At 53.0% G+C, this 22,873-nt stretch carries 25 protein-coding genes and 1 other RNA gene; 17 read left to right on the forward strand and 9 right to left on the reverse strand.

Annotated features, from left to right (window positions below; translation table 11 throughout):
* Positions 1-2 precede the first annotated feature (2 nt).
* Together AC2CGP_RS13650 and AC2CGP_RS13655 are read left to right on the forward strand one after the other, a co-directional pair.
* On the forward strand, positions 3-401 hold the full coding sequence (locus tag AC2CGP_RS13650) for a phage holin family protein (RefSeq protein WP_015369572.1): 399 nt from the start codon (positions 3-5) through the stop codon (positions 399-401).
* Entirely contained in the window at positions 398-694 is a 297-nt protein-coding gene (locus AC2CGP_RS13655) for a YqjK-like family protein (protein WP_015703570.1), read from the forward strand. The genes AC2CGP_RS13650 and AC2CGP_RS13655 overlap by 4 nt, the downstream gene beginning before the upstream one ends.
* A gap of 8 nt (positions 695-702) precedes the next feature.
* Here the strand turns inward: AC2CGP_RS13655 and AC2CGP_RS13660 are convergent, their stop codons facing one another.
* The gene (locus tag AC2CGP_RS13660; protein ID WP_015369570.1) at positions 703-900 is read right to left on the reverse strand and encodes an RpnC/YadD family protein; all 198 of its coding nucleotides are present in this window, start codon (positions 898-900) and stop codon (positions 703-705) included.
* 324 nt (positions 901-1,224) lie between these two features.
* Here AC2CGP_RS13660 and AC2CGP_RS13665 point away from each other — a divergent pair, with 324 nt between their 5' ends.
* From AC2CGP_RS13665 to AC2CGP_RS13675, 3 genes are all read left to right on the forward strand, one after another.
* Entirely contained in the window at positions 1,225-1,617 is a 393-nt protein-coding gene (locus tag AC2CGP_RS13665) for a DoxX family protein (protein WP_015703571.1), read from the forward strand.
* Positions 1,618-1,691: 74 nt separating this feature from the next.
* Positions 1,692-2,678, forward strand: coding sequence for a glutathione S-transferase family protein (locus AC2CGP_RS13670; protein ID WP_020077868.1), 987 nt, complete (start codon positions 1,692-1,694; stop codon positions 2,676-2,678).
* 125 nt (positions 2,679-2,803) lie between these two features.
* Positions 2,804-3,172, forward strand: coding sequence for a DUF805 domain-containing protein (locus tag AC2CGP_RS13675; RefSeq protein WP_015369567.1), 369 nt, complete (start codon positions 2,804-2,806; stop codon positions 3,170-3,172).
* 38 nt (positions 3,173-3,210) lie between these two features.
* On the opposite strand, the gene AC2CGP_RS13680 is transcribed toward AC2CGP_RS13675, so the two are convergent.
* Positions 3,211-4,107 (reverse strand): LysR family transcriptional regulator, encoded by an 897-nt coding sequence (locus tag AC2CGP_RS13680; protein WP_015369566.1) that lies wholly within the window; start codon positions 4,105-4,107, stop codon positions 3,211-3,213.
* A 104-nt stretch (positions 4,108-4,211) separates the two neighbouring features.
* Here AC2CGP_RS13680 and AC2CGP_RS13685 point away from each other — a divergent pair, with 104 nt between their 5' ends.
* Positions 4,212-4,913 carry a pirin family protein gene (locus tag AC2CGP_RS13685; RefSeq protein WP_213759543.1) on the forward strand — a complete coding sequence of 234 codons (702 nt, stop codon included), beginning with the start codon at positions 4,212-4,214 and terminating at the stop codon, positions 4,911-4,913.
* A 23-nt stretch (positions 4,914-4,936) separates the two neighbouring features.
* Positions 4,937-5,098, forward strand: a complete 162-nt coding sequence (locus AC2CGP_RS13690; RefSeq protein ID WP_015703574.1) for a hypothetical protein — start codon at positions 4,937-4,939, stop codon at positions 5,096-5,098.
* A gap of 31 nt (positions 5,099-5,129) precedes the next feature.
* On the opposite strand, the gene AC2CGP_RS13695 is transcribed toward AC2CGP_RS13690, so the two are convergent.
* The 6 genes from AC2CGP_RS13695 to garL form a co-directional block, all read right to left on the reverse strand.
* Positions 5,130-5,540, reverse strand: a complete 411-nt coding sequence (locus AC2CGP_RS13695) for a Spy/CpxP family protein refolding chaperone (RefSeq protein WP_045359734.1) — start codon at positions 5,538-5,540, stop codon at positions 5,130-5,132.
* 149 nt (positions 5,541-5,689) lie between these two features.
* Positions 5,690-6,550, reverse strand: a complete 861-nt coding sequence (locus tag AC2CGP_RS13700) for a mechanosensitive ion channel domain-containing protein (RefSeq protein WP_015369562.1) — start codon at positions 6,548-6,550, stop codon at positions 5,690-5,692.
* Between the two features lie 507 nt (positions 6,551-7,057).
* Positions 7,058-7,438: RNase P RNA component class A (gene rnpB, locus AC2CGP_RS13705), an RNA gene on the reverse strand.
* A gap of 32 nt (positions 7,439-7,470) precedes the next feature.
* Positions 7,471-8,616, reverse strand: coding sequence for a glycerate 2-kinase (garK, locus tag AC2CGP_RS13710; RefSeq protein ID WP_015369561.1), 1,146 nt, complete (start codon positions 8,614-8,616; stop codon positions 7,471-7,473).
* 65 nt (positions 8,617-8,681) lie between these two features.
* Positions 8,682-9,572 (reverse strand): 2-hydroxy-3-oxopropionate reductase, encoded by an 891-nt coding sequence (garR, locus tag AC2CGP_RS13715; protein ID WP_154105388.1) that lies wholly within the window; start codon positions 9,570-9,572, stop codon positions 8,682-8,684.
* Between the two features lie 26 nt (positions 9,573-9,598).
* Positions 9,599-10,369: a 2-dehydro-3-deoxyglucarate aldolase gene (gene garL / locus AC2CGP_RS13720; protein ID WP_154105387.1), complete on the reverse strand. Its 771-nt coding sequence runs from the start codon at positions 10,367-10,369 to the stop codon at positions 9,599-9,601.
* Positions 10,370-10,852: 483 nt separating this feature from the next.
* Here garL and garD point away from each other — a divergent pair, with 483 nt between their 5' ends.
* Positions 10,853-12,424, forward strand: coding sequence for a galactarate dehydratase (garD, locus tag AC2CGP_RS13725; RefSeq protein ID WP_032712574.1), 1,572 nt, complete (start codon positions 10,853-10,855; stop codon positions 12,422-12,424).
* Positions 12,425-12,491: 67 nt separating this feature from the next.
* Here garD and AC2CGP_RS13730 read toward each other — a convergent pair whose 3' ends face one another.
* Complete coding sequence (locus tag AC2CGP_RS13730; RefSeq protein ID WP_015703580.1) at positions 12,492-13,301, reverse strand: DeoR family transcriptional regulator; 810 nt, start codon at positions 13,299-13,301, stop codon at positions 12,492-12,494.
* Positions 13,302-13,550: 249 nt separating this feature from the next.
* Between AC2CGP_RS13730 and kbaZ the strand changes: the two genes are divergently transcribed.
* The 9 genes from kbaZ (at position 13,551) to AC2CGP_RS13775 (ending at position 22,871) form a co-directional block, all read left to right on the forward strand.
* Positions 13,551-14,846: a tagatose-bisphosphate aldolase subunit KbaZ gene (gene kbaZ, locus AC2CGP_RS13735; protein WP_042897907.1), complete on the forward strand. Its 1,296-nt coding sequence runs from the start codon at positions 13,551-13,553 to the stop codon at positions 14,844-14,846.
* Between the two features lie 19 nt (positions 14,847-14,865).
* Positions 14,866-15,339, forward strand: a complete 474-nt coding sequence (gene agaV, locus AC2CGP_RS13740; protein ID WP_015369555.1) for a PTS N-acetylgalactosamine transporter subunit IIB — start codon at positions 14,866-14,868, stop codon at positions 15,337-15,339.
* A 10-nt stretch (positions 15,340-15,349) separates the two neighbouring features.
* On the forward strand, positions 15,350-16,129 hold the full coding sequence (gene agaW / locus AC2CGP_RS13745) for a PTS N-acetylgalactosamine transporter subunit IIC (protein WP_015369554.1): 780 nt from the start codon (positions 15,350-15,352) through the stop codon (positions 16,127-16,129).
* Positions 16,119-16,997 (forward strand): PTS N-acetylgalactosamine transporter subunit IID, encoded by an 879-nt coding sequence (gene agaE / locus AC2CGP_RS13750; RefSeq protein ID WP_015369553.1) that lies wholly within the window; start codon positions 16,119-16,121, stop codon positions 16,995-16,997. Before agaW ends, agaE begins: the two co-directional genes overlap by 11 nt.
* A gap of 16 nt (positions 16,998-17,013) precedes the next feature.
* Positions 17,014-17,448 (forward strand): PTS galactosamine/N-acetylgalactosamine transporter subunit IIA, encoded by a 435-nt coding sequence (agaF, locus tag AC2CGP_RS13755; RefSeq protein WP_015369552.1) that lies wholly within the window; start codon positions 17,014-17,016, stop codon positions 17,446-17,448.
* A complete protein-coding gene (nagA, locus tag AC2CGP_RS13760) occupies positions 17,445-18,578 on the forward strand; it encodes an N-acetylglucosamine-6-phosphate deacetylase (RefSeq protein ID WP_046883740.1) in 1,134 nt (377 codons plus the stop codon). The genes agaF and nagA overlap by 4 nt, the downstream gene beginning before the upstream one ends.
* Before the next feature lie 281 nt (positions 18,579-18,859).
* The gene (locus tag AC2CGP_RS13765; RefSeq protein WP_015369550.1) at positions 18,860-20,014 is read left to right on the forward strand and encodes an SIS domain-containing protein; all 1,155 of its coding nucleotides are present in this window, start codon (positions 18,860-18,862) and stop codon (positions 20,012-20,014) included.
* Between the two features lie 12 nt (positions 20,015-20,026).
* Entirely contained in the window at positions 20,027-20,899 is an 873-nt protein-coding gene (gene kbaY, locus AC2CGP_RS13770; protein WP_042897913.1) for a tagatose-bisphosphate aldolase subunit KbaY, read from the forward strand.
* An 82-nt stretch (positions 20,900-20,981) separates the two neighbouring features.
* The gene (locus AC2CGP_RS13775; RefSeq protein ID WP_047053672.1) at positions 20,982-22,871 is read left to right on the forward strand and encodes an alpha-galactosidase; all 1,890 of its coding nucleotides are present in this window, start codon (positions 20,982-20,984) and stop codon (positions 22,869-22,871) included.
* Positions 22,872-22,873 lie beyond the last annotated feature (2 nt).

Here is a 22,873-nt window from a genome sequence, read left to right on the forward strand (position 1 = left end):
TTATGGCAAACTCTCAACACACGCAGGGCCCGGGACAGAGCGTATTCGGCATCGGCCAGCGGATCATTACGCTGCTGGTCGAAATGGTGGAAACGCGTTTGCGCCTGGTCGTCGTGGAGCTGGAAGAGGAGAAAGCGAACCTCTTCCAGCTGTTGCTGATGCTCGGGCTAACGCTGCTATTCGCCGCTTTTGGGCTGATGAGCCTGCTGGTACTGATCATCTGGGCCGTCGATCCGCAGTACCGCCTGCATGTGATGATCGCGACCACCAGCGTCCTGTTGCTCGCCTCATTGATAGGGGGAATTTGGACCCTCAGGAAAGCTCGCCGCTCCACGTTTTTACGTCATACCCGCGACGAGCTGGCGAACGATCGCGCGCTGCTTGAGGACGATCGTCGATGAGCGGCCAACAGGAACGCGACCAGCGAAAAGCGCTGCTGCTGCGCCAAATCCAGCAACAGCGGCTGGATTTGGCCGCCAGCCATCGTCACTGGCTGGAAGCCACCTCGCCTATCGATCGCGGCTGGCAAACGCTGAAACACCTGCGTTCATGGGCGATGGTCGGCAGCGGGGTAATGGCTATCTGGTCAGTACGCCATCCGCGCTTTTTAATCCGCTGGGGCAAACGCGGCCTCGGCATCTGGAGCACCTGGCGGATGGTCAAAGGGATTCTGCGTCAGTCCGCATCGCGTTAATTGCTCGCTCAGTGCGCCAGCGCGCTGAGCTCTTGTTCGCTTAAACCGGTGGTTTTACTGACCAGCGCGCTATCAACGCCGTTACGAAGCATCGCAAGAGCTATTTTACGCGTCGCCTGACGTTCGCCTTCTTCTCTACCTTCTTCACGACCCTGTTTTCTTCCCTTTGTGCGCCCACGCTCTTCAAACCATTCTGCTAATGTCATCAGTTGCTCCTTATGTTCAGGCATTCCCTGCGCCAGTTGACGAAAAAATCTGCCAGGGCTGGTCAAATGGCCGGAACGGGCAAGGATAAGATGCCTCTGGTGATAAAACAACCGATAGCCACGCACGCTGCGAGGCGCCTCGGAAAATATTTTCACCGATCGCACCAATTGCTCAGAAACTTTGAAAAAGAACTACAGTTTTCCTTGCTAACAATCCCCTCTCAAGCTCGCTAATATCCTCTCCATCGACAGCAAGCCCGCGTAACCACGCAGGATTGCTCTAAAAAACGAAATCGCCGCCCTTTGGGTTTTCTGGAGTAAGAAATGAAAAAATTAGAAGATGTTGGTGTACTGGTAGCGCGTATTCTGATGCCGATTCTGTTCATTACCGCTGGTTGGGGAAAAATCACCGGGTATGCAGGTACGCAGCAGTATATGGAAGCAATGGGTGTTCCGGGAGCGCTGCTGCCGCTGACTATTCTGCTTGAGTTTGGCGGCGGTCTGGCAATTCTGTTCGGTTTCCTGACTCGCACTACCGCGCTGTTCACCGCAGGCTTTACCCTGCTGACCGCATTCCTGTTCCACAGCAACTTTGCTGAAGGCGTGAACTCGCTGATGTTCATGAAAAACCTGACCATCGCTGGTGGTTATCTGCTGCTGGCCGTGACGGGTCCGGGCGCATTCAGCATCGACCGCGTGCTGAATAAAAAGTGGTAAGCACACTATACTGAGTAAAAATCTAAAAAAGCGAGGGGCTATCTCCTCGCTTTTGCTATCTGAAGGAGGAAGTAATGGGACAATTAGTCGACGGCGTCTGGCAAGATACCTGGTATGACACCAAATCCACCGGAGGACGGTTCAAGCGTTCCGTTTCAGCCTTCCGCAACTGGCTCACCGCCGATGGCGCGCCAGGCCCTGCGGGCGAAGGTGGCTTCGCCGCAGAGAAAGACCGCTATCATCTGTACGTTTCACTGGCCTGTCCGTGGGCCCATCGCACCCTGATTCTGCGCAAGTTGAAAGGATTAGAGCCCTTTATATCTGTCTCAGTGGTGAATCCACTGATGCTGGAAAACGGCTGGACCTTCGCCGACGATTTCCCGGATGCGACCGGCGACCAGCTCTATCATCATCAGTTCCTCTATCAGCTTTATCTGCAGGCCGATCCGCATTACACCGGCCGGGTGACCGTTCCGGTGCTGTGGGATAAAAAACAACAGACCATCGTCAGCAATGAGTCGGCTGAAATTATCCGCATGTTCAATACCGCGTTTGATGGCCTGGGGGCGCGTGCGGGCGACTATTATCCGCCGGCGTTGCGAGAAAAGATCGACGATCTGAATAGCTGGATCTACGACAACGTTAACAACGGGGTATATAAAGCCGGTTTCGCCACCAGCCAGCAGGCCTACGACGAAGCCGTTGACGCGCTGTTTACCTCGCTCGAACGCCTTGAGCAGATCCTCGGTCAGCACCGCTACCTGACCGGGAACCAGTTAACGGAAGCGGATATCCGCCTGTGGACAACGCTGGTCCGTTTCGACCCGGTCTATGTTACCCACTTTAAATGCGATAAGCGCCGTATCAGCGACTATCTCAACCTGTACGGTTTCCTGCGCGATATCTACCAGATGCCGGGGATTGCGGAAACGGTGAATTTCCCACATATCCGCAATCACTATTATCGCAGCCACAAAACCATCAACCCGACGGGGATCATCTCCGTGGGCCCGCAGCAGGATCTCAACGAACCGCACGGGCGGGATCGCTTTTCCCGCTGATCAATAAGGCGCCGAAAGGCGCCTTTTATTCAGATAACGGATATTTACCAGTTTGATATTCACGCCTATGATTATTTTGATCGCTTTAAAAACAAGTGATTAATGGTTAACTAAGGCGTGAGAAAATGGACTGGTATCTAAAAGTATTACGAAACTATATTGGCTTTGGCGGTCGCGCCCGGCGCAAAGAGTACTGGATGTTTATTCTGGTCAACATCATTCTCACCGCAGTGCTAAGCATCATTGATAAGATGCTCGGCTGGCAACGTGCTGGGGGTGAAGGCATCCTGACGACCATTTACGGCGTGCTGGTTTTTTTACCCTGGTGGGCGGTGCAGTTTCGTCGCCTGCATGACACCGACCGCTCGGCGTGGTGGCTACTGCTGCTGCTGATCCCGGTCATCGGCTGGCTGGTGATTTTGATTTTCAATTGTCAGAACGGCACGCCCGGCAACAATCGCTTTGGGCCAAATCCAAAACCCTACTCCTACTGATTTACGCGCTCCTCGCGGCGGAGGAGCGCATCTTCCCGTTATCTGCCGGTAAACAGTTTCGGGATCTCCCGCAGACACCAGGATTTGGCTTCGCCCATGCTGTCGCGTCGCCAGGCCATAATGATATCGATTTCGTTGGTATATTCAGGGCTTACGACCCGCAAGCGCCCTTCGGCAATATCCTTCTCAACCAACGGATACGGCATGGTTGCCACGCCAAGCCCCGCCAGCAGCGCCTGGCGTTTATCTTCAATAGTGCTGACGGTTAAACGCGGCTGCTTATCAAGCAGCTGCACCGTCAGAACAGGACGCTCGCGCGCGGTATCCGCCACCGCGACGCCGCGATATTTCACCCGCGTCACCTCAGAAAGCGGTTCTGGCTCCTGATGAATCGGGTGGTCCGGCGCGGCAACATAAACGCTTAACACCGAATAGAGCTTACGCGAGTTAATTTCTGACGATGAACGAAAATGCATATCCGGCGCGACGACAATATCAGCACGTCCCTGCTCCAGCCGTTCCCAGGCACCGGCCAGCACTTCGGTAATAATCGACAGCTGGGTATTGGATTTAGTCGCCAGTTTCTCAATCAGCGGAAACAGATCGGTGGTCGGAACCAAGGCTTCGGTCACGATGGTCAGGTGAGTTTCCCAGCCGCGCGACAGCGCTTCGGCATCGGTGGTCAGCTTGTCCGCCGCTTCCAGCAGCACGCGGCCGCGTTCCAGCAGCATGCGGCCAACGTTCGTAAATTTTGTGCGATGGCCGGAACGGTCAAACAACACCACATCCAGTTCTTCTTCCAGTTTTTGCATGGTGTAGCTTAGGGCTGAAGGCACACGCCCCAGCTCGTCAGCCGCAGCGGCAAAGCTCCCGCGTCGGTCTATTGCATCCATTACGCGTAACGCTTCCAGCGTTAATGCTCTCTCTTTCGCCATTTCGCTCTCATTCAGGAATTTTGAACATACCGGGCAGAATATCTGGCTAACAATACAGCGTCCATACCTTTACCATTGATTTAGTGTAAAGAGAGGTCAAGAAAATGATTACAACCCGAACAGCCAAACAATGCGGTCAAGCAGACTTCGGCTGGCTGCAGGCCCGCTACACCTTTTCCTTTGGCCACTACTTCGACCCTAAATTGCTGGGTTACGCCTCATTGCGCGTACTCAATCAAGAAGTGCTGGCGCCGGGCGCGTCATTTCAGCCACGTACCTACCCAAAGGTCGATATCCTGAATCTGATTCTGGAAGGTGAAGCGGAATACCGCGATAGCGACGGCAACCACATACAGGCAAAAGCTGGCGAAGCCCTGCTGCTCTCCACCCAACCGGGGGTCAGCTACAGCGAGCATAATCTCAGTAAAGAGCAGTCGTTGACGCGCATGCAGCTGTGGCTCGATGCCTGTCCGGAGCGCGAAAACCCGCTGGTACAGAAAATGATGGTTGGTGATTCACCGATTCAGCTATTAGCCTCACCGGACGGCAGCGGCGACAGTTTACAGCTGCGTCAGCAGGTGTGGATCCATCATCTGCAGCTGGCGAAGGGCGAAGAGATCAACGTTCAACTGCACGGCCCGCGCGCCTATCTGCAGTCGATTCACGGGACGGTACATGCCGTGGCAAAAAAGGAAGAGAAACAGGCATTAACCTGCGGCGATGGCGCGTTTATTCGTGACGAAGCTAACATTACCCTCGTCGCCGATACGCCGCTGCGCGCTTTGCTGATAGATTTACCGGTGTAACAAGGAAGCCCGGGAGTTTGTGAGTGAGCAAGAAAAAAAGCAAAAAGGCAAAATCGTTAGACCAGCCAGTCGCTGTGGAAACCATGAGCCCAATCGGCTTTGGCTATGAAGAGATGCTGAGTGAGCTGGAAGCCATCGTGGAAGATGCGCAAACGCGGTTGCAGGACGAAGATAACGCCGCCTGAAGAAATCGGCCCCATAGCGGGGCCGACTTTATTACTCGCTCAATGCCTGAGAGAGATCTTTTTTCACCTGAGTACGCTGTTCCGGTGTCAGTACCTGATTTACGCCGAAATAGTACTTCACGCGATAATAGCGCACCTGTTGCTCAACCTTGCTAAAGGCCGCCAGCTGATCTTTAACCGCTTTTTCATTCCACTTACCAGAATCGATCACGTCAAATAACACGCCATCTTTAATATCTTTCTGTGAAATCTGCTGGACGTTCTTTTCCATTTCCTGATGCAGGCTCTTAATTTTTGCGACCTGATCCTGGCTCAATTTTAAATGCTGAACGATAGGATCCTGAGCCGGCGCCGGCGCGGCGGTAACCTCAGCGGCCTGTGCCGCCATGGAGAACCCTGCGGCTACAGCCATCATTAATACCATCCGAGAAAGTTTGTTCATCTTGTTATCCTGAATAAGTACGTAGTGATAAGACGACCTATTATTCCCTGAACAATAATGACGATGTGTAAAAAAGCATGTTCACCAGTGTAAATATCCAGATAATATATTCACCAAATGAATTATATAAAATATAAAATTCTTCTTACTTATTGAATACGTGCTAAATCCGCTGATGTTAAATTAATATCCATGCGCGGTGCGGCCAGCAAGATATTATTTTCATCGAGCGCATTTTTGATATTTTCCAGAAAATCGAAATAGGTGTCCCAATACTCAGCATTTTTCACCCATACGCGAATGGTAAAGTTAAGCGAACCGGGCGCCAGCTCAATCAGGCGAACGGTGGTACCGCGAGAATGATCGATGCGCTTTTCATTATCGATGAGCGTCTGGATAACCTGTTTAACGTGCGATATTTGGCTATGACACGCTACGCCGAGCGTAAGATCGATGCGGCGATAGGGATGGCGGGAGTAGTTAACGATGCTATCGGCAATAATTTTACCGTTCGGGATAATGACTTCTTTATTATCTACAGTAAGCAGCGTCGTAGAAAAAACATGTACCGATTGCACCATCCCTGATACCGAACCAACCTGCACGAAATTACCCGCCCTGAATGGACGCAGAGTCACCAGCAGTACGCCAGCGGCAAAATTTGACAGCGAGCCCTGCAGCGCCAGGCCAATGGCCAGACCCGCCGCACCAATAACCGCGATGATGGAAGAAGTTTCAATCCCTACCCGGCCTAACGCGGCGATAATCGCAAAAGCCATGGTGATATAGCGCACCAGCGCGGCGAAGAAGTGGACGATTGTCGCATCTACGTTGCGTCGCAGCAGAATTTTCTCGAAGGTTTTGGCGAGGACTTTTGCAAGCATTCTCCCGATAAAAAGAATAATCAGCGCCGCCACGATATTCCAGGCAAACTGCATAATCGTCTCGCCATGACCAACCAGCCATGCTATTGCCGTTTTGAGTTGAGGGAATAACACTACATTTTTCACGTCCACCGCCCCTGTCTGGATAACACGTAAAACCTGCTATCCATTAAGCTGAATGATGACCGCTGCAAATGAGGGATTGAGATTAATGGATAGAAGATACATTTTCAAAGCGTGACAGTATCAACGAGCGCGGCCTGCAATGCAGCCAGAAAGCTGTTTAAAAGTGGATATCCGGCAATACAGACTTGCAATGGGCTGAAATAGAAAAACAAAAAAAGAATGAGATTGAGTTCCAGATAGTAAAAACCCCGCCGGAGCGGGGTTTTTACATTTAATAGGTGAAACTGACCGATAAGCCGTTTTCTTTCTGGTATAGCGTCGTGGACAGTCATTCATCTTTGTTCCAACCTCCAGATAGCAAAAACCCCGCCGGAGCGGGGTTTTTACATTAAAGAGGTGAAACTGACCGATAAGCCGCTTTCTTTCTGGTATAGCGTCGTGGGCAGTCATTCATCTTTGTTCCAACCTCCAGATAGCAAAAACCCCGCCGAGGCGGGGTTTTCTAAGGAGTGAAGCTGACCGATAAGCCGGGTTCTGTCGTGGACAGTCATTCATCTAGGCCAGCAATCGCTCACTGGCTCAAGCAGCCTACCCGGGTTCAGTACGGGCCGTACCTTATGAACCCCTATTTGGCCTTGCTCCGGGTGGAGTTTACCGTGCCGCGGACTGTTACCAGCCGCGCGGTGCGCTCTTACCGCACCCTTTCACCCTTACCTGATCCCGCTTGCGCGGGCCATCGGCGGTTTGCTCTCTGTTGCACTGGTCGTGGGCTGTGACACCCCCCAGGCGTTACCTGGCACCTTGCCCTATGGAGCCCGGACTTTCCTCCCCTCCGCCCGTCTCCCCCTAAGAGGACGACGACGAAGCGGCGACTGTCTGGTCAGCTTCGGCGCGAAGTATAGAGGGTTCGCGCGCCTTTGTCACCCCACACAACGCATTCCGATCGCCAGCGTCGCGGCAATATTTCGCGAAGCGCGATAAATATTGTCGAATGCGCCGCGGAATGCCTCTTCCAGCGAGCCGATGCTGGTCAGTACGCTGAACACCGCATCGATGCCATATTGATGTACCACGCCGACATCGCGGGTGAGGCTGCCGGCAATAGCAATCACCGGTTTATGGTATTTCTTCGCCACATTGGCTACGCCTACCGGTACTTTGCCGTTGATGCTCTGGCTATCGAGTCGCCCTTCGCCGGTTACCACCAGCGTGCAGTCGTGAATATGTTCTTCCAGGTTAAGCGCCGTCGTCACAATCTCAATCCCGCTGCGCAGTTCAGCCCCCAGAAAAGCCATTAGCGCGGCCCCCATTCCCCCCGCCGCTCCGGCGCCGGGAACATCTTTCACCTCCACGCGCAGCGATTTTTTGATAACCGAGGCGTAGTGGGCAAGATTATTATCAAGCTCGTCAATGAGCGCTTCGGTCGCCCCTTTTTGCGGGCCAAAAATGCGCGATGCCCCCTGTTCGCCAATCAACGGATTTGTCACGTCGCAAGCCACGCGAATAGCACAGTGTTTAAGACGTGGGTCCATGGACGAAACATCAATTGAATTCAGGCAGTTAAGGGAACCACCGCCATTACCGATGTCGCTGCCGTTGGCATCACAGAGCTTTGCGCCCAGCGCCTGCATCATTCCGGCGCCGCCGTCGTTGGTCGCGCTGCCGCCAATACCGATAATAATGCTGGTCGCGCCGTGCTCCAGCGCCTGTAAAATTAGCTCGCCGGTTCCGCGTGAAGTGGTGATCAGAGGATTACGTTTTTCAGGCGGCACCAGTGCCAGCCCGCTGGCCGCAGCCATCTCAATAAAGGCGGTTTTGCCGTCCCCGGACATGCCCCAGCGGGCATTCACTTTTTCCCCCAGCGGCCCGGTGACCAGCGCCGTATGCGCCGTACCCTGCGTGGCGGCAATCATGGCTTCAACCGTTCCCTCGCCGCCATCGGCAAGCGGAACAGAAACATATTGCGCATCGGGGAAAATTTCCCGAAATCCTTTTTCTATCGCCTGAGCTACCTCGCTGGCAGAAAGGCTTTCTTTATAAGAGTCTGGGGCAATTACGATTTTCATAGTTATGTCGCCTGACTGTGCCGCGCAAGGCAAGAATGACAGGGCGCGGGAACACGCCCTTCTTGTTAGCGAGTCACTTCCACTTTCGCCAGTTTTTCGTAGTAACACGCCAGAGCGCTATGGTCAGCGGTGCCCAGGCCATCCGCGCGCAGCGCCTGCATCATCTCCATCACCGCCGCCGTCAGCGGTAGCTGGGCGCCGACGCCGTGAGACGTATCCAGCGCATTGGCCAGATCTTTAATATGCAGATCGATACGGAAGCCCGGCTTGAAGTTGCGATCCATCACCATCGGCGCTTTAGCATCGAGCACGGTGCTACCTGCCAGGCCGCCGCGGATCGCCTGATAAACCAGCTCCGGGTTAACGCCGGCTTTGGTGGCCAGAGTTAACGCCTCCGACATTGCCGCGATGTTCAGCGCCACAATTACCTGGTTGGCCAACTTGGTGACGTTGCCTGCGCCAATCTCGCCGGTATGCACCACGGATCCCGCCATCGCTTTCATCAGGTCGTAGTATTTATCGAAAATCGCCTTGTCGCCGCCAACCATCACCGACAGGGTGCCGTCGATCGCTTTGGGTTCGCCGCCGCTCACCGGCGCATCCAGCATATCGATGCCTTTGGCCTTCAGCGCTTCGCTGATTTCGCGACTTGCCAGCGGCGCAATGGAGCTCATATCAATCACCACGGTGCCCGGTTTCGCGCCTTCGATAATGCCGTTTTCACCCAACGCAACGTCTTTCACGTGCGGAGAGTTTGGCAGCATGGTGATAATTACATCGCACTGCTCAGCAATGGCCTTAGCCGAGCTCGCAGTCTCTGCGCCCGCGGCAATCACGTCAGCAATGGCTTCAGGGTTACGGTCGGATACCACCAGCGAATAACCCGCCTTCAGCAAATTTTTGCTCATCGGCTTGCCCATGATGCCAAGACCAATAAAACCCACTTTGATTGTCATAATGTTCTCTCTCTTCATCCTGGTGATTATTTTTTAAAAGAATCAGCAAGTTTCTGGGTTGCTGAACGGAAGACGCCTAAATCGCTACCGACGGCGACGAAGGTCGCGCCCCACTCCAGATAGCGGCGCGCATCGGCTTCCACCGGTGCAAGAATGCCGCTCGGCTTACCGTGTTTCTTCGCGCTGGCGAAGATATGCTGGATGGCGCGCTGGACGTCAGGATGTGCGGCATTGCCCAGATGGCCTAATGCTGCGGCCAGGTCGCTCGGCCCCACGAAAAGGCCATCAACGCCCTCGGTCGCGGCGATCGCATCGACGTTGTCCACCCCGGTCTGGCTCTCAATTTGCACCAAAATGGCGATGTTGTTATTAGACTCAGTGAAGTAGTCCGCTACGGTGCCGAACATATTGCCGCGATGAGAAACGGAGACCCCGCGGATGCCTTCCGGCGGATAGCGGGTCGATGCTACCGCCTGCGCCGCCTGTTCAGCGGTTTCGACAAACGGCACGAGGAAGTTGTAGAAACCGATGTCCAGCATGCGCTTGATGATAATCGGTTCATTGGTCGGCACGCGGACCACCGGCGCGCTGTGGCTGCCCTTCAACGCCATCAGTTGCGGGATAAGTGTGGTCACATCATTCGGCGCATGCTCCGCGTCAAGCACCAGCCAGTCGAAACCAGCAAGCCCTAATACCTCGGTGCTAATCGGATTCGCCAGAGCGCACCAGCAGCCGATTTGTACCTGGTGGGCCGCCAGCGTGGCCTTAAATTTGTTCGGGAAAATTGCGTTATCCATGATTTTACCTTGGGTTAATCGTTGCTTACTTCTGCTGTTCTATACGTTTACTCTCGCCAACCACAAATATAATTTGCAGAATTAAATAGCGAACCGATGCCTATTTTCTTTTACCCTTGAACATTTAGATATTTTTCTGAAAAAGAATACTTTTATTATTTTTTAAGCGGACTATTTATTCTCATATTGAACACCGCAAAACATGACTCAGTATAATCATCCCACCGTGACCAGGCACTATGCATAATCACAATATAAGCGCTTTAATAATCATTTTAGTTATGCAAATGCCATAGGTTATGGGCGCTAATCCACAGTTCTTAGGATTGCCGTTCAATGCTGGCAACCGTCACCGCAAGCAGTGACCAAGATCACATTTTGCTGCTATAACTCCTGACATTCTGTATTTCATCATTCTGATAGGCACAAGCTGAATTAACGTTTTATTTTTATTATTAGCACCGTTCTGGAGAACACTGGACAATGGCTGAGATTGAGATTCGACAACAGTCGCCGACGGCGTTTTATATAAAAGTGCACCCTACCGATAATGTGGCGATTATTGTTAACGATCGCGGTTTACCCGCCGGAACGCGTTTTCCGGATGGCCTGACCCTCATTGAACATATCCCGCAAGGTCATAAAGTCGCCCTTGTCGATATTCCTGCCCATGGTGAAATCATCCGCTACGGCGAAGTGATTGGCTTCGCCGTTCGCGATATACCAAAGGGAAGCTGGATTGATGAGTCGTTGGTTGAGCTGCCGACCGCGCCGCCGCTGAACACCTTACCGCTGGCGACCAAAGTCCCGGAACCGCTGCCGCCGCTGGAAGGATACACTTTTGAAGGCTATCGCAATGCCGATGGCAGCGTGGGAACTAAGAATTTGCTGGGGATCAGCACCAGCGTGCACTGCGTCGCCGGTGTAGTGGATTATGTGGTCAAGATCATCGAACGCGACCTGCTGCCGAAATACCCCAACGTCGACGGAGTGGTCGGTCTAAACCATCTGTACGGCTGCGGCGTGGCGATTAACGCCCCGGCGGCGATCGTACCGATTCGCACCATCCACAATATCGCGCTGAACCCCAACTTTGGCGGTGAGGTGATGGTGATTGGTCTGGGCTGTGAAAAGCTACAGCCGGAACGTCTGCTGCAGGGAACCGAAGACGTGCAGCCGATCGCCGTCGATAGCGCAAGCGTAGTGCGTTTGCAGGACGAACAGCATGTCGGCTTTAAATCGATGGTCGATGATATTCTGCAGGTTGCCGAGCGCCACCTGGCCAAACTCAATGCTCGTCAGCGTGAGACCTGCCCGGCTTCGGACTTAGTGGTCGGTATGCAGTGCGGCGGCAGCGACGCCTTCTCCGGCGTGACCGCCAACCCGGCGGTGGGCTATGCCTCAGATCTGCTGGTACGCTGCGGCGCGACAGTGATGTTCTCGGAAGTGACCGAAGTGCGCGATGCTATCCATCTGTTAACCCCGCGCGCCATCAACGAAGAAGTTGGCAAGCGCCTGCTGGAAGAGATGGCCTGGTACGATAACTATCTGGAGCTGGGGAAAACCGACCGCAGCGCCAACCCGTCACCGGGTAATAAGAAAGGCGGTCTGGCCAACGTAGTGGAAAAAGCGCTGGGTTCAATTGCCAAATCAGGTAAAAGCGCCATCGTCGAAGTCCTTTCGCCGGGTCAGCGCCCGACGAAACGCGGGCTTATCTATGCGGCGACGCCGGCCAGCGATTTTGTCTGCGGCACTCAACAGGTGGCTTCCGGCATTACCGTGCAGGTATTCACCACCGGACGCGGCACCCCTTACGGCCTAATGGCGGTACCGGTGATTAAAATGGCGACCCGTACCGAGCTTGCCAACCGCTGGTACGACTTAATGGATATCAATGCCGGTACTATCGCGACCGGCGAAGAGACGATTGAGGAGGTTGGGCAGAAACTGTTCGAGTTCATTCTCGACGTCGCCAGCGGACGTAAGAAAACCTTCTCCGATCAATGGGGTCTGCATAACCAGCTGGCGGTGTTTAACCCGGCGCCGGTGACGTGACCCTAAAAGTCAGCGTCTATCGCCAGTCGGGTTATAGAGCATACCCCGGCTGGCAACTTACACCGAATTATGATTTGACGAGAATAACGTCAATCCCGCCCTTACGTAACCCCTCCAGACTTTCTTGCGGAATCCCGTCATCGACAATAATGATATCAATGCGCTGCGTATCGATGATTTTATGTAAACTGGAACGATTGAATTTACTGGAATCAGTCACAACGACGATACACTCCGCGACTTCGCACATTTTACGGTTCAGGCGGGCTTCATCCTCATTATGAGTGCTGATCCCACGTTCCAGATCTATCGCATCCACCCCGAGGAAAAGCATATCAAAGTGGTAGTTCTGCAAGGACTGCTCAGCCTGATCGCCATAGAATGACTGCGACTGGCGACGCAGGTGCCCCCCCGTCATCAGTAATTCTACGCCTTCAGCTTCTAACAACGCGTTGGCGACATTCATTCCATTAGTCATCGCGATAACATCGCTATGCTGTCGGAGCTGGCGCGCGATTTCACAGGTGGTAGTGCCTGAGTCGAGAATAATTCGGTGTCCCGGTTTTATCAGCTCAGCGGCGGCGCTGGCAATTTGGCGTTTGATGGCCGTATTAAGCGCGCTTTTATCTTCAACTGAAGGTTCAACGCCTGGAGTATGACTATCGCAAATCAGCGCGCCGCCGTATGCTCGCACCGCAATGCCCTGTTTTTCCAGAAACGCCAGATCGTTGCGTATCGTGACCGTCGATACACCATACGCCTCCGCCAGGTCATTAACCTGGACGCTTCCCTGCTGTCGCAACCGCTGGATGATCTGCTCACGCCTTTCACTTGTTCCCGCAATGCGCTTTTCGGCAGATGACTCGCTGCTGTTCATAACAATATCCTTGGCTGTATCTTTCGTTTCATTTCGTTTTGACTATTAACGCCTTTCTTTTAGCAGAATGCAAGCGCTATTGGCACGGCAAAAAAGGAACCACACCGTGCTGAAAGCTTTCATTATGTTTCTTTTGTGAAACAGATCGGAAAACTATTATCTTTCGTTTTATTTTTAAAGCACGCTGAAGCACTATAAAGCGAAACAAAACGAAAGATTAAATCGTTGATTTCTGACCTGGAGAGGAAAGTGAAACATCTTACACAATTGGTGGTGCGACACAAACAGGGTGAAGCGAATGGTATTTACGCGGTGTGCTCCGCGCATCCACTGGTACTGGAGTCCGCCATTCGTTTTGCCCAGGCAAACCATACGCCCCTGCTCGTTGAAGCGACCTCCAATCAGGTTGATCAGTTTGGCGGTTATACCGGTATGACCCCCGCTGATTTCTGCGGCTTTATCTATCATCTTACCGATACACTGGGGTTCCCCCGCGACGGGCTCATCCTCGGCGGCGATCATCTGGGGCCAAACCGCTGGCAACATCTTCCGGTCGCACAAGCCATGGCCCACGCCGACGATCTGATTAAAAGCTATGTCGCCGCCGGGTTTAAAAAAATCCACCTCGATTGCAGTATGTCATGCAAAGACGATCCCATTCCCTTAACCGATGACCTTGTCGCTGAACGCGCCGCAAGGCTGGCGAAAATCGCGGAAGAAACCTGTATTGCCCTGAAAGGCAAATCGGATCTCGTTTACGTTATCGGCACTGAGGTTCCCGTGCCCGGTGGCGCTCACGAAACCCTCAACACCCTACAAGTCACCACCCCGGATGCGGCTCGCGCCACTCTCGATGCACACAGGGTCGCCTTTACCAGTGTGGGGCTTGAGGGTATTTGGCCGCGAATTATCGCGCTCGTGGTACAGCCTGGCGTGGAATTCGATCATGCACAAGTCATTGATTACGAATCTGAAAAAGCAAAATCCCTCAGCGCTATGGTAGAAGACTATGCCACATTGCTCTTTGAAGCGCATTCCACGGATTATCAGACCCCGCATGCGCTACGCCAACTGGTAGTCGATCATTTCGCGATTTTGAAAGTCGGCCCGGCGTTGACTTTCGCGCTGCGTGAAGCGCTTTTCGCTTTAGCAGCGATTGAAGAAGAAATCGTACCGGCAAAATCCTGTTCGGGATTACGCATGGTACTGGAAAACGTCATGCTCGATCGTCCGGAATACTGGCAAAGCCACTACCACGGCGATGGCCACGCACGGCGGTTAGCACGCGGCTACAGCTATTCCGATCGCGTTCGCTACTACTGGCCGGACAGCCAGATAGACACCGCTTTAGCGCATCTGGTGCGCAATCTGGCCGATGAAGCCATTCCGCTTCCGCTCATTAGCCAGTATCTGCCTTTACAGTACGTAAAAGTTCGCGAGGGGGCGCTCAGCGCTACGCCGCATGAACTCATCATTAGCCACGTCCAGGACATCTTGCAGCAATACCATGACGCCTGTCAGGGCATGACATCTCATAACGGATAACAACGAAGAGGAAACGGCGATGCCAAATATTGTGTTAAGTCGCATTGATGAACGTTTAATCCACGGCCAGGTTGGCGTGCAGTGGGTCGGGTTCGCGGGGGCGAATCTGGTCCTGGTTGCTAATGACGAGGTTGCTGAAGATCCCGTACAACAGAACCTGATGGAGATGGTGCTGGCAGAGGGGATTGCCGTGCGCTTCTGGTCGTTGCAAAAAGTCATCGACAACATTCATCGCGCCGCCGATCGGCAAAAAATATTGCTGGTATGTAAATCGCCCGCCGATTTTCTGACGCTGGTTTCCGGCGGGGTGCCGGTATCGCGCATCAACGTCGGCAATATGCACTACGCCGACGGGAAACGACAAATTGCCAAAACCGTCTCTGTCGACGGCAATGATATTGCCGCCTTTAACGGTCTGAAATCCGCCGGCGTTGAGTGCTTCATTCAAGGAGTTCCGACAGAACCGGCAATGGATCTTTATAAACTGCTCTAAGGGGCTCGCCATGGAAATTTCGCTTTTTCAAGCCATTGCATTGGGTATCCTTGCCTTTATCGCCGGTCTGGATATGTTCAACGGTTTAACCCATATGCATCGTCCGGTGGTCCTTGGCCCCTTAGTGGGCCTGATCCTCGGCGATCTTCATACCGGTATATTAACCGGCGGCACGCTGGAGCTGGTGTGGATGGGTCTGGCGCCACTGGCTGGCGCGCAACCGCCGAACGTCATTATCGGGACCATTGTCGGCACCACCTTCGCTATTACCACCGGCGTTAAACCCGACGTCGCCGTCGGCGTTGCGGTCCCCTTCGCCGTCGCGGTTCAGATGGGGATAACGTTCCTTTTCTCAGTGATGTCAGGGGTTATGTCGCGCTGCGATCGCATGGCGGCAAATGCCGATACCCGCGGTATTGAGCGTGTGAATTACCTGGCGTTGCTGGCATTAGGTACCTTTTATTTTCTCTGTGCTTTTCTGCCTATCTACTTCGGCGCAGAACACGCCAAAACCGCAATAGATGTGCTCCCTGAGCGCCTAATCGATGGCCTTGGCGTCGCTGGCGGCATCATGCCGGCAATCGGTTTTGCCGTACTGCTAAAAATCATGATGAAAAACGTCTATATCCCCTATTTCATCATCGGGTTCGTCGCGGCGGCCTGGCTCAAGCTCCCGGTGTTAGCCATTGCTGCCGCCGCGCTGGCCATGGCGCTTATCGACCTGCTACGCAAATCTCCCGAACCGACTCAACCTGCTGCGCCTAAAGAGGAATTCGAAGATGGCATCTAATCAACACACGCTGCCCAACGTGGCCGAAAGCGAAACGACGCTGCTCACTGGCGTTAATGAAAACGTTTATGAAGATCAAAGCATTGGGGCCGACCTGACAAGAAAAGACATTAATCGGGTGGCCTGGCGTTCAATGCTATTACAGGCGTCCTTCAACTACGAACGTATGCAGGCTTCCGGCTGGCTGTACGGACTATTGCCGGCATTAAAGAAAATCCACACTAATCCGCGCGATCTGGCACGGGCAATGAAAGGACATATGGGCTTCTTTAATACCCATCCGTTCCTCGTGACCTTTGTCATCGGCATAATTCTGGCGATGGAGCGCTCGAAGCAGGACGTTAACAGTATCCAGAACACCAAAATCGCCGTTGGCGCGCCGCTCGGCGGTATCGGCGATGCTATGTTCTGGTTAACGCTATTGCCGATTTGCGGCGGCATTGGCGCCAGCCTGGCGCTACAAGGGTCGATTCTCGGCGCGGTTGTTTTTATCGTTCTGTTCAATGTGGTCCATCTCGGCCTGCGCTTCGGTCTGGCGCACTATGCCTACCGGATGGGGGTAGCGGCGATTCCGCTCATTAAAGCCAATACCAAAAAAGTCGGCCATGCCGCCTCTATCGTCGGGATGACGGTGATTGGCGCGCTGGTAGCGACTTATGTTCGTTTAAGCACAACGCTTGAAATCACTGCCGGCGATGCCGTGGTTAAACTGCAAACGGATGTCATCGATAAGCTGATGCCCGCCTTTTTACCGCTGGTTTATACCCTGGTGATGTTCTGGCTGGTGCGCCGCGGCTGGAGCCCGCTCCGCCTTATCGGCATCACCGTCGCGCTGGGCATTGTAGGTAAATTCTGTCACTTCCTGTAACGCTAAGAGGTTTTCGATGTTAGGAATCATTTTGACCGGGCATGGCGGATTTGCCAGCGGCATGGAAAAGGCAATGAAACAGATCCTTGGCGAACAGTCGCAATTCATTGCGATAGATTTTCCTGAATCCTCCACGACCGCCCTGCTGACCGCACAGCTGGAGCAGGCGGTAAACGAGCTGGATGGCGAAGAAGATATTGTTTTTCTGACTGATTTACTTGGCGGCACGCCATTTCGCGTCGCCTCCACGCTGGCGATGCAAAAACGCGGACGAGAAGTCATTACCGGCACTAACCTGCAGCTACTGCTAGAGATGGTGCTGGAACGAGAAGGATTAACCAGCGAAGCCTTTCGTCTTCAGGCACTGGAATGCGGTCATCGCGGGTTAACATGTCTGGTCGATGAGCTGGGACGCTGCCGGGAAGATCATGCTGTTGAGGAAGGTATATGAGCCGCATACTGCGCGCCAGGCGCTTACTCACAGAGCAAGGCTGGCTTGATGACCATCAGCTACGGTTTGAAAATGACGTTATCGTGGCGCTGGAGCCGATCCCCGCGGGTGTTCTCACTCGCGACGCCGAGCTGCTGTGTCCCGCATATATCGATATTCATGTCCACGGCGGCGCAGGCGTAGATGTCATGGATGACGCACCGGATACGTTAGACCTCCTTGCGAAACATAAAGCGCGTGAGGGGGTCGCCAACTGGTTGCCGACCACCGTCACCGCGCCTTTAGCGGAAATCCATGCGGCGCTGGAACGTATTGCGCGACGCGTTCACGCAGGCGGTCCGGGAGCGCAAATTCTTGGCAGCTATCTTGAAGGCCCCTACTTCACGCCGCCGCATAAAGGCGCCCATCCGGCACAATGGTTCAGAGAACTGGATCTTGCCGAATTCGATCGGTTGATTGCGGTTTCTCGCGAGACGCTACGCGTCGTCGCCCTTGCCCCGGAAAAAGAGGGGGCACTGCAGGCGATCCGTCATCTCAAACGGCAAGGCGTGCGGGTGATGCTGGGGCATAGTGCGGCAACCTGGGAACAAACCTGTTCCGCCTTCGATGCCGGTGCAGATGGCCTGGTGCATTGTTACAACGGCATGAGCGGTTTACATCATCGCGAACCTGGCATGGTCGGCGCTGGATTAACCGATAACCGCGTCTGGCTTGAACTTATTGCCGACGGTCATCACGTACATCCTGCGGCAATGCAGCTATGTTGCCGTTGCGCTGGAGATCGTATCGTGCTGATAACCGACGCTATGCAGGCGGCGGGTATGCCTGACGGTAATTACACCTTATGTGGCGAAAGGGTAGAAATGCGTGATGGGATCGTTCGTACCCTCAGCGGTAGCCTGGCGGGGAGTACCCTGTCACTGGATTCCGCCGTGCGCACCATCAGTTCATTACCCGGGATGACGGCTGAACGGGCTATACATATGGCTTCTCTACACCCGGCGCGTCTATTAGGGCTGGATCGGCAATTAGGATCGTTACAGCCGGGAAAAATGGCCGACATGATTGCAGTTGATAACGAGCTGCGGGTGGAAAACATTTGGATCCGCGGCGAAGCGTTTTCGCTTTAAGTCCACTTATCTCTTCTGGTCTGCAGCTTACCTGCAGACCTTTCTTTTCCTTTCTTTTTAGTTCACGGCACATCCAAATAAAAACCATATAATTTCAATTTATTACGTAAAAAATAACGCCAAAGCATCGCTATTTTCGTTTTATTGTTAATCACATCATTGAGCTTTCGATTTCTTTCGTGTAAATTTTAACACATTAAAAGCAAGTCAAAGTGAAACGAAACGAAAGGCTTGCATTAGCCCACACCGAAAGCGGAAATCATCACCATAAGGATTGCGTTATGTCAGAAAGATACACCCCTGCGCCATCAACCACTGGTACCTGGACCGAAGAAGAGATCCGCCAGCAACCAGGCAGCTGGATCCAATCTTTAAAGCATATCGATCGTTTACGAGCGGAGATTGACGGCTTTCTCACGCCGCTACTACGAAAAAACGATCTCCGTATCGTCCTTACCGGCGCTGGAACTTCAGCATTTATTGGCGACATCATTGCGCCATGGTTATCCCGTCATAGCGGTAAAAATTTTAGCGCCGTTCCAACTACCGATCTGGTGACCAATCCGATGGATTATCTGGATCCCGCTCATCCACTGCTGCTGGTCTCATTCGCCCGTTCAGGTAATAGCCCAGAGAGCGTGGCCGCAGTGAAATTGGCGAATCAGTTTGTTACAGAGTGTTATCACTTACCCATTACCTGCAACGAAGCAGGTAGCCTGTATCAAACCGCGCTGGATAGCGACAACGCTCTGCCGCTATTAATGCCGCCAGAAACTCACGATCGCGGCTTTGCGATGACCAGCAGTATTACCACCATGATGGCCAGCTGCCTTGCAGTGTTCGCACCCAACCTCATTAATAGCCATACATTCAGCGATGTCGCTGACTGCTGCCAGACGATTCTTAACTCGCTGCTCGATGTTAACGCTGGGGTTTTCGGCAACGAAGCGTGGAAAAGGATCGTTTACCTCGGTAGTGGCGGGCTACAGGGCGCTGCGCGCGAATCCGCCCTGAAAGTACTTGAGCTCACGGCAGGTAAGCTAACCGCGTTTTATGACTCGCCTACCGGCTTCCGTCACGGCCCTAAATCACTGGTGAATAACGAAACATTGGTGGTGATGTTTATCTCCAACCACCCTTATACCCGCCAGTACGATCTGGATCTTCTCGCTGAGTTGCGTCGCGATCGCCAGGCCATGCGGATAGTGGCCATCGCCGCAGGAACCGATCCTGTTATCGAGGCAGGCCCGCATATCATCATCCCGCCATCACGCCGTTTCAGCGATGTCGAACTGGCTTTCTGCTTCCTGATGTATGCCCAGATCTTCGCGCTTAACCAATCTCTCGCCGTGGGTAACACCCCGGATACGCCTTCCGCCAGCGGTACCGTTAATCGCGTCGTACAAGGTGTTGTTATTCATCCCTGGCAGGCTTAAAAGGAGCGCGCCATGAGCATTATTTCCACCAAATATCTTCTGCAGGATGCCCAGTGTAAAGGTTATGCGGTTCCTGCATTTAACATTCATAACGCCGAGACGATCCAGGCGATCCTTGAAACATGCAGTGAAATGCGATCGCCGGTGATCCTTGCCGGCACGCCGGGAACCTTTAAGCATATCGCGCTGGAGGAAATTTACGCGCTCTGCCATGCCTACTCCGCCACCTACGCGATGCCAATTGCGCTACATCTCGACCATCATGAATCGCTGGCGGATATTCGTCGTAAGGTTAATGCCGGGGTCCGCAGCGCGATGATCGATGGCAGCCATTTTCCGTTTGCAGAGAATGTGAAGCTGGTGAAATCGGTCGTCGATTATTGCCACGCGCTGGATTGCAGCGTTGAGGCAGAACTGGGACGGCTTGGCGGGATGGAAGACGATCTTAACGTTGATGCGGAAAGCGCATTTCTCACCGACCCGCAAGAGGCGGAACGCTTTGTCGAATTGACCGGTATCGACAGCCTCGCCGTGGCGATCGGTACCGCTCATGGGCTATATCAAAAAACGCCTAAAATCGATTTCCAACGGCTGGCAGAAATTCGGGAAGTGGTTGATGTCCCCCTGGTGCTGCATGGCGCAAGCGATGTACCGGATGACTATGTCCGCCGCGCTATCACACTGGGAATTTGCAAGGTCAATGTCGCCACAGAACTCAAAATCGCGTTCGCCGCCGCGGTGAAAACATGGTTTGCTGAAAACCCGCAAGGGAACGATCCGCGTTATTACATGCGTGTTGGCATGGATGCGATGAAAGAAATCGTGAAAAGTAAAATTAACGTATGCGGTTCCGCTAACCGACTATTACAGGCCGCAGAAGCCTGAACATCATACGATATTAAAACGCGTTAGCCCGATAGGGCTAACGTTATTGACCTCTGATAGAACGACAACAAGGATCTCTCTTATGAAAAAAGCGCTCACTGTTTCGTTACTGGCCCTGCTGATTTCTCAAGGCGCCGCCGCCGCTGAATACACATTAAATAACGCGTCGATGGCGCTTTCATTTAACGATGCGAACTCAGCAACGATGGTAAAAGATGAAAAATCCGCCCATCAGCTTTCACCGCAGGAACTGTTTTTTCTCACACTACCTGATGAAACCATCATCCACACCGCTGATTTTAAAATAAAGCACGTCGAGAAACATAATGATTCTATTGTCGTCGACTACACCCGCCCGGATTTTAATGTCACGGTTAAGATGAACTTGATAAAGGGAAACTACGCGAGTATTGATTACACTATCGCGGCGGTGGGCCAATCGAGAGACGTAGCGAAAATAACCTTTTTCCCAACTAAAAAACAATCTCAGGCACCCTATGTCGATGGCGCTATTAATAGTTCACCGATCGTTGCTGATTCCTTTTTTATACTGCCCGATAAACCTATCGTAAATACCTGGGCTTATGAGGCAACCACGAATCTGAATGTAGAATTAAAAACCGCTATCGACCCTGCCACACCGCTCAGCTATACGGCCTACTTCGGCACCTTTCCAGAAACCAATCAGCTTCGTCGCAGCGTAAACCTCTTTATTAATGCCGTGCGTCCCCGCCCCTATAAACCCTATCTGCACTATAACAGCTGGATGGATATCGGCTTCTTCACCACCTATAGCGAGCAGGATGTTCTACGCCGGATGGATGAGTGGAATAAGGAATTTATCACCGGACGCGGCGTCACATTAGATGCCTTTCTTCTGGATGATGGTTGGGACGATCGTACTGGCAGATGGCTCTTCGGCCCCGCTTTCAGCCAGGGGTTCAGTAAGGTTCGGGAAAAAGCAGCCAGCATGCAAAGTTCAGTGGGGCTGTGGCTTTCACCATGGGGTGGTTATAATAAGCCCAGAGATATCCGCGTCTCTCACGCCAAAGAGTATGGTTTTGAAACGGTTGATGGCAAATTCGCCCTATCCGGGCGACACTATTTCAATAACTTCAATCAACAGATTATTAAGCTGATTAAAGACGAACATATTACCTCTTTTAAGCTTGATGGTATGGGCAACGCGAATTCACATATTCCGGGTAGCCAGTTTGCTTCCGATTTTGATGCATCGATTGCCTTACTGCATAACATGCGCAGCGCCAATCCCGACCAATTTATTAATTTAACTACCGGGACCAATGCCAGTCCTTCCTGGCTTTTTTATGCCGACGCGATATGGCGCCAGGGCGACGATATCAATCTTTACGGGCCGGGGACGCCGGTGCAGCAATGGATGACCTATCGGGATGCCGAGACTTATCGTTCGATTGTGCGTAAAGGGCCGCTCTTCCCGCTTAACTCACTGATGTATCATGGTATTGTCAGTGCTGAAAATGCCTATTACGGGCTGGAAAAACCGCAAACCGATAGCGATTTTGCCGATCAGGTCTGGAGCTATTTCGCGACAGGTACGCAATTACAGGAGCTGTACATCACGCCGTCGCTACTTAACAAAGTGAAGTGGGACACCCTGGCGCAGGCGGCAAAATGGTCGAGAGCAAATGCCGACGTGCTGGTGGATACCCATTGGGTCGGCGGCGATCCTACCGCACTGGAAGTTTACGGCTGGGCCTCATGGAATAAAGATAAGGCGATATTAGGCCTGCGTAACCCATCAGATAAACCACAGCAATTTTATCTCGATCTCGCTAAAGCCTTCGAGATACCGCAGGGAGAGACGTCTCGCTTTACGTTAAAAAGCGTTTACGGCAGTAACGCGACATTCCCTGCTGACTATCAGCAAGCGGCTATTGTTACGCTACAACCCTTACAAACGCTGGTTTTCGAAGCGACGCCGGTAAAATAGCC

The sequence above is a fragment of the Klebsiella sp. SYXHC3 genome (genome assembly GCF_057196925.1).

Coding starts and splice junctions, on each gene's coding strand:
- AC2CGP_RS13775 (WP_047053672.1), top strand. CDS start 20,982: ATGAAAAAAGCGCTCACTGTTTCGTTACTGGCCCTGCTGATTTCTCAA.
- garK (WP_015369561.1), bottom strand. CDS start 8,616: ATGAAAATCGTAATTGCCCCAGACTCTTATAAAGAAAGCCTTTCTGCC.
- AC2CGP_RS13655 (WP_015703570.1), top strand. CDS start 398: ATGAGCGGCCAACAGGAACGCGACCAGCGAAAAGCGCTGCTGCTGCGC.
- AC2CGP_RS13695 (WP_045359734.1), bottom strand. CDS start 5,540: ATGAACAAACTTTCTCGGATGGTATTAATGATGGCTGTAGCCGCAGGG.
- kbaY (WP_042897913.1), top strand. CDS start 20,027: ATGAGCATTATTTCCACCAAATATCTTCTGCAGGATGCCCAGTGTAAA.
- nagA (WP_046883740.1), top strand. CDS start 17,445: ATGAGCCGCATACTGCGCGCCAGGCGCTTACTCACAGAGCAAGGCTGG.
- garL (WP_154105387.1), bottom strand. CDS start 10,369: ATGGATAACGCAATTTTCCCGAACAAATTTAAGGCCACGCTGGCGGCC.
- AC2CGP_RS13675 (WP_015369567.1), top strand. CDS start 2,804: ATGGACTGGTATCTAAAAGTATTACGAAACTATATTGGCTTTGGCGGT.
- AC2CGP_RS13730 (WP_015703580.1), bottom strand. CDS start 13,301: ATGAACAGCAGCGAGTCATCTGCCGAAAAGCGCATTGCGGGAACAAGT.
- AC2CGP_RS13650 (WP_015369572.1), top strand. CDS start 3: ATGGCAAACTCTCAACACACGCAGGGCCCGGGACAGAGCGTATTCGGC.
- AC2CGP_RS13680 (WP_015369566.1), bottom strand. CDS start 4,107: ATGGCGAAAGAGAGAGCATTAACGCTGGAAGCGTTACGCGTAATGGAT.
- garR (WP_154105388.1), bottom strand. CDS start 9,572: ATGACAATCAAAGTGGGTTTTATTGGTCTTGGCATCATGGGCAAGCCG.
- garD (WP_032712574.1), top strand. CDS start 10,853: ATGGCTGAGATTGAGATTCGACAACAGTCGCCGACGGCGTTTTATATA.
- AC2CGP_RS13685 (WP_213759543.1), top strand. CDS start 4,212: ATGATTACAACCCGAACAGCCAAACAATGCGGTCAAGCAGACTTCGGC.
- agaE (WP_015369553.1), top strand. CDS start 16,119: ATGGCATCTAATCAACACACGCTGCCCAACGTGGCCGAAAGCGAAACG.
- agaW (WP_015369554.1), top strand. CDS start 15,350: ATGGAAATTTCGCTTTTTCAAGCCATTGCATTGGGTATCCTTGCCTTT.
- agaV (WP_015369555.1), top strand. CDS start 14,866: ATGCCAAATATTGTGTTAAGTCGCATTGATGAACGTTTAATCCACGGC.
- AC2CGP_RS13660 (WP_015369570.1), bottom strand. CDS start 900: ATGACATTAGCAGAATGGTTTGAAGAGCGTGGGCGCACAAAGGGAAGA.
- AC2CGP_RS13670 (WP_020077868.1), top strand. CDS start 1,692: ATGGGACAATTAGTCGACGGCGTCTGGCAAGATACCTGGTATGACACC.
- AC2CGP_RS13665 (WP_015703571.1), top strand. CDS start 1,225: ATGAAAAAATTAGAAGATGTTGGTGTACTGGTAGCGCGTATTCTGATG.
- agaF (WP_015369552.1), top strand. CDS start 17,014: ATGTTAGGAATCATTTTGACCGGGCATGGCGGATTTGCCAGCGGCATG.
- AC2CGP_RS13765 (WP_015369550.1), top strand. CDS start 18,860: ATGTCAGAAAGATACACCCCTGCGCCATCAACCACTGGTACCTGGACC.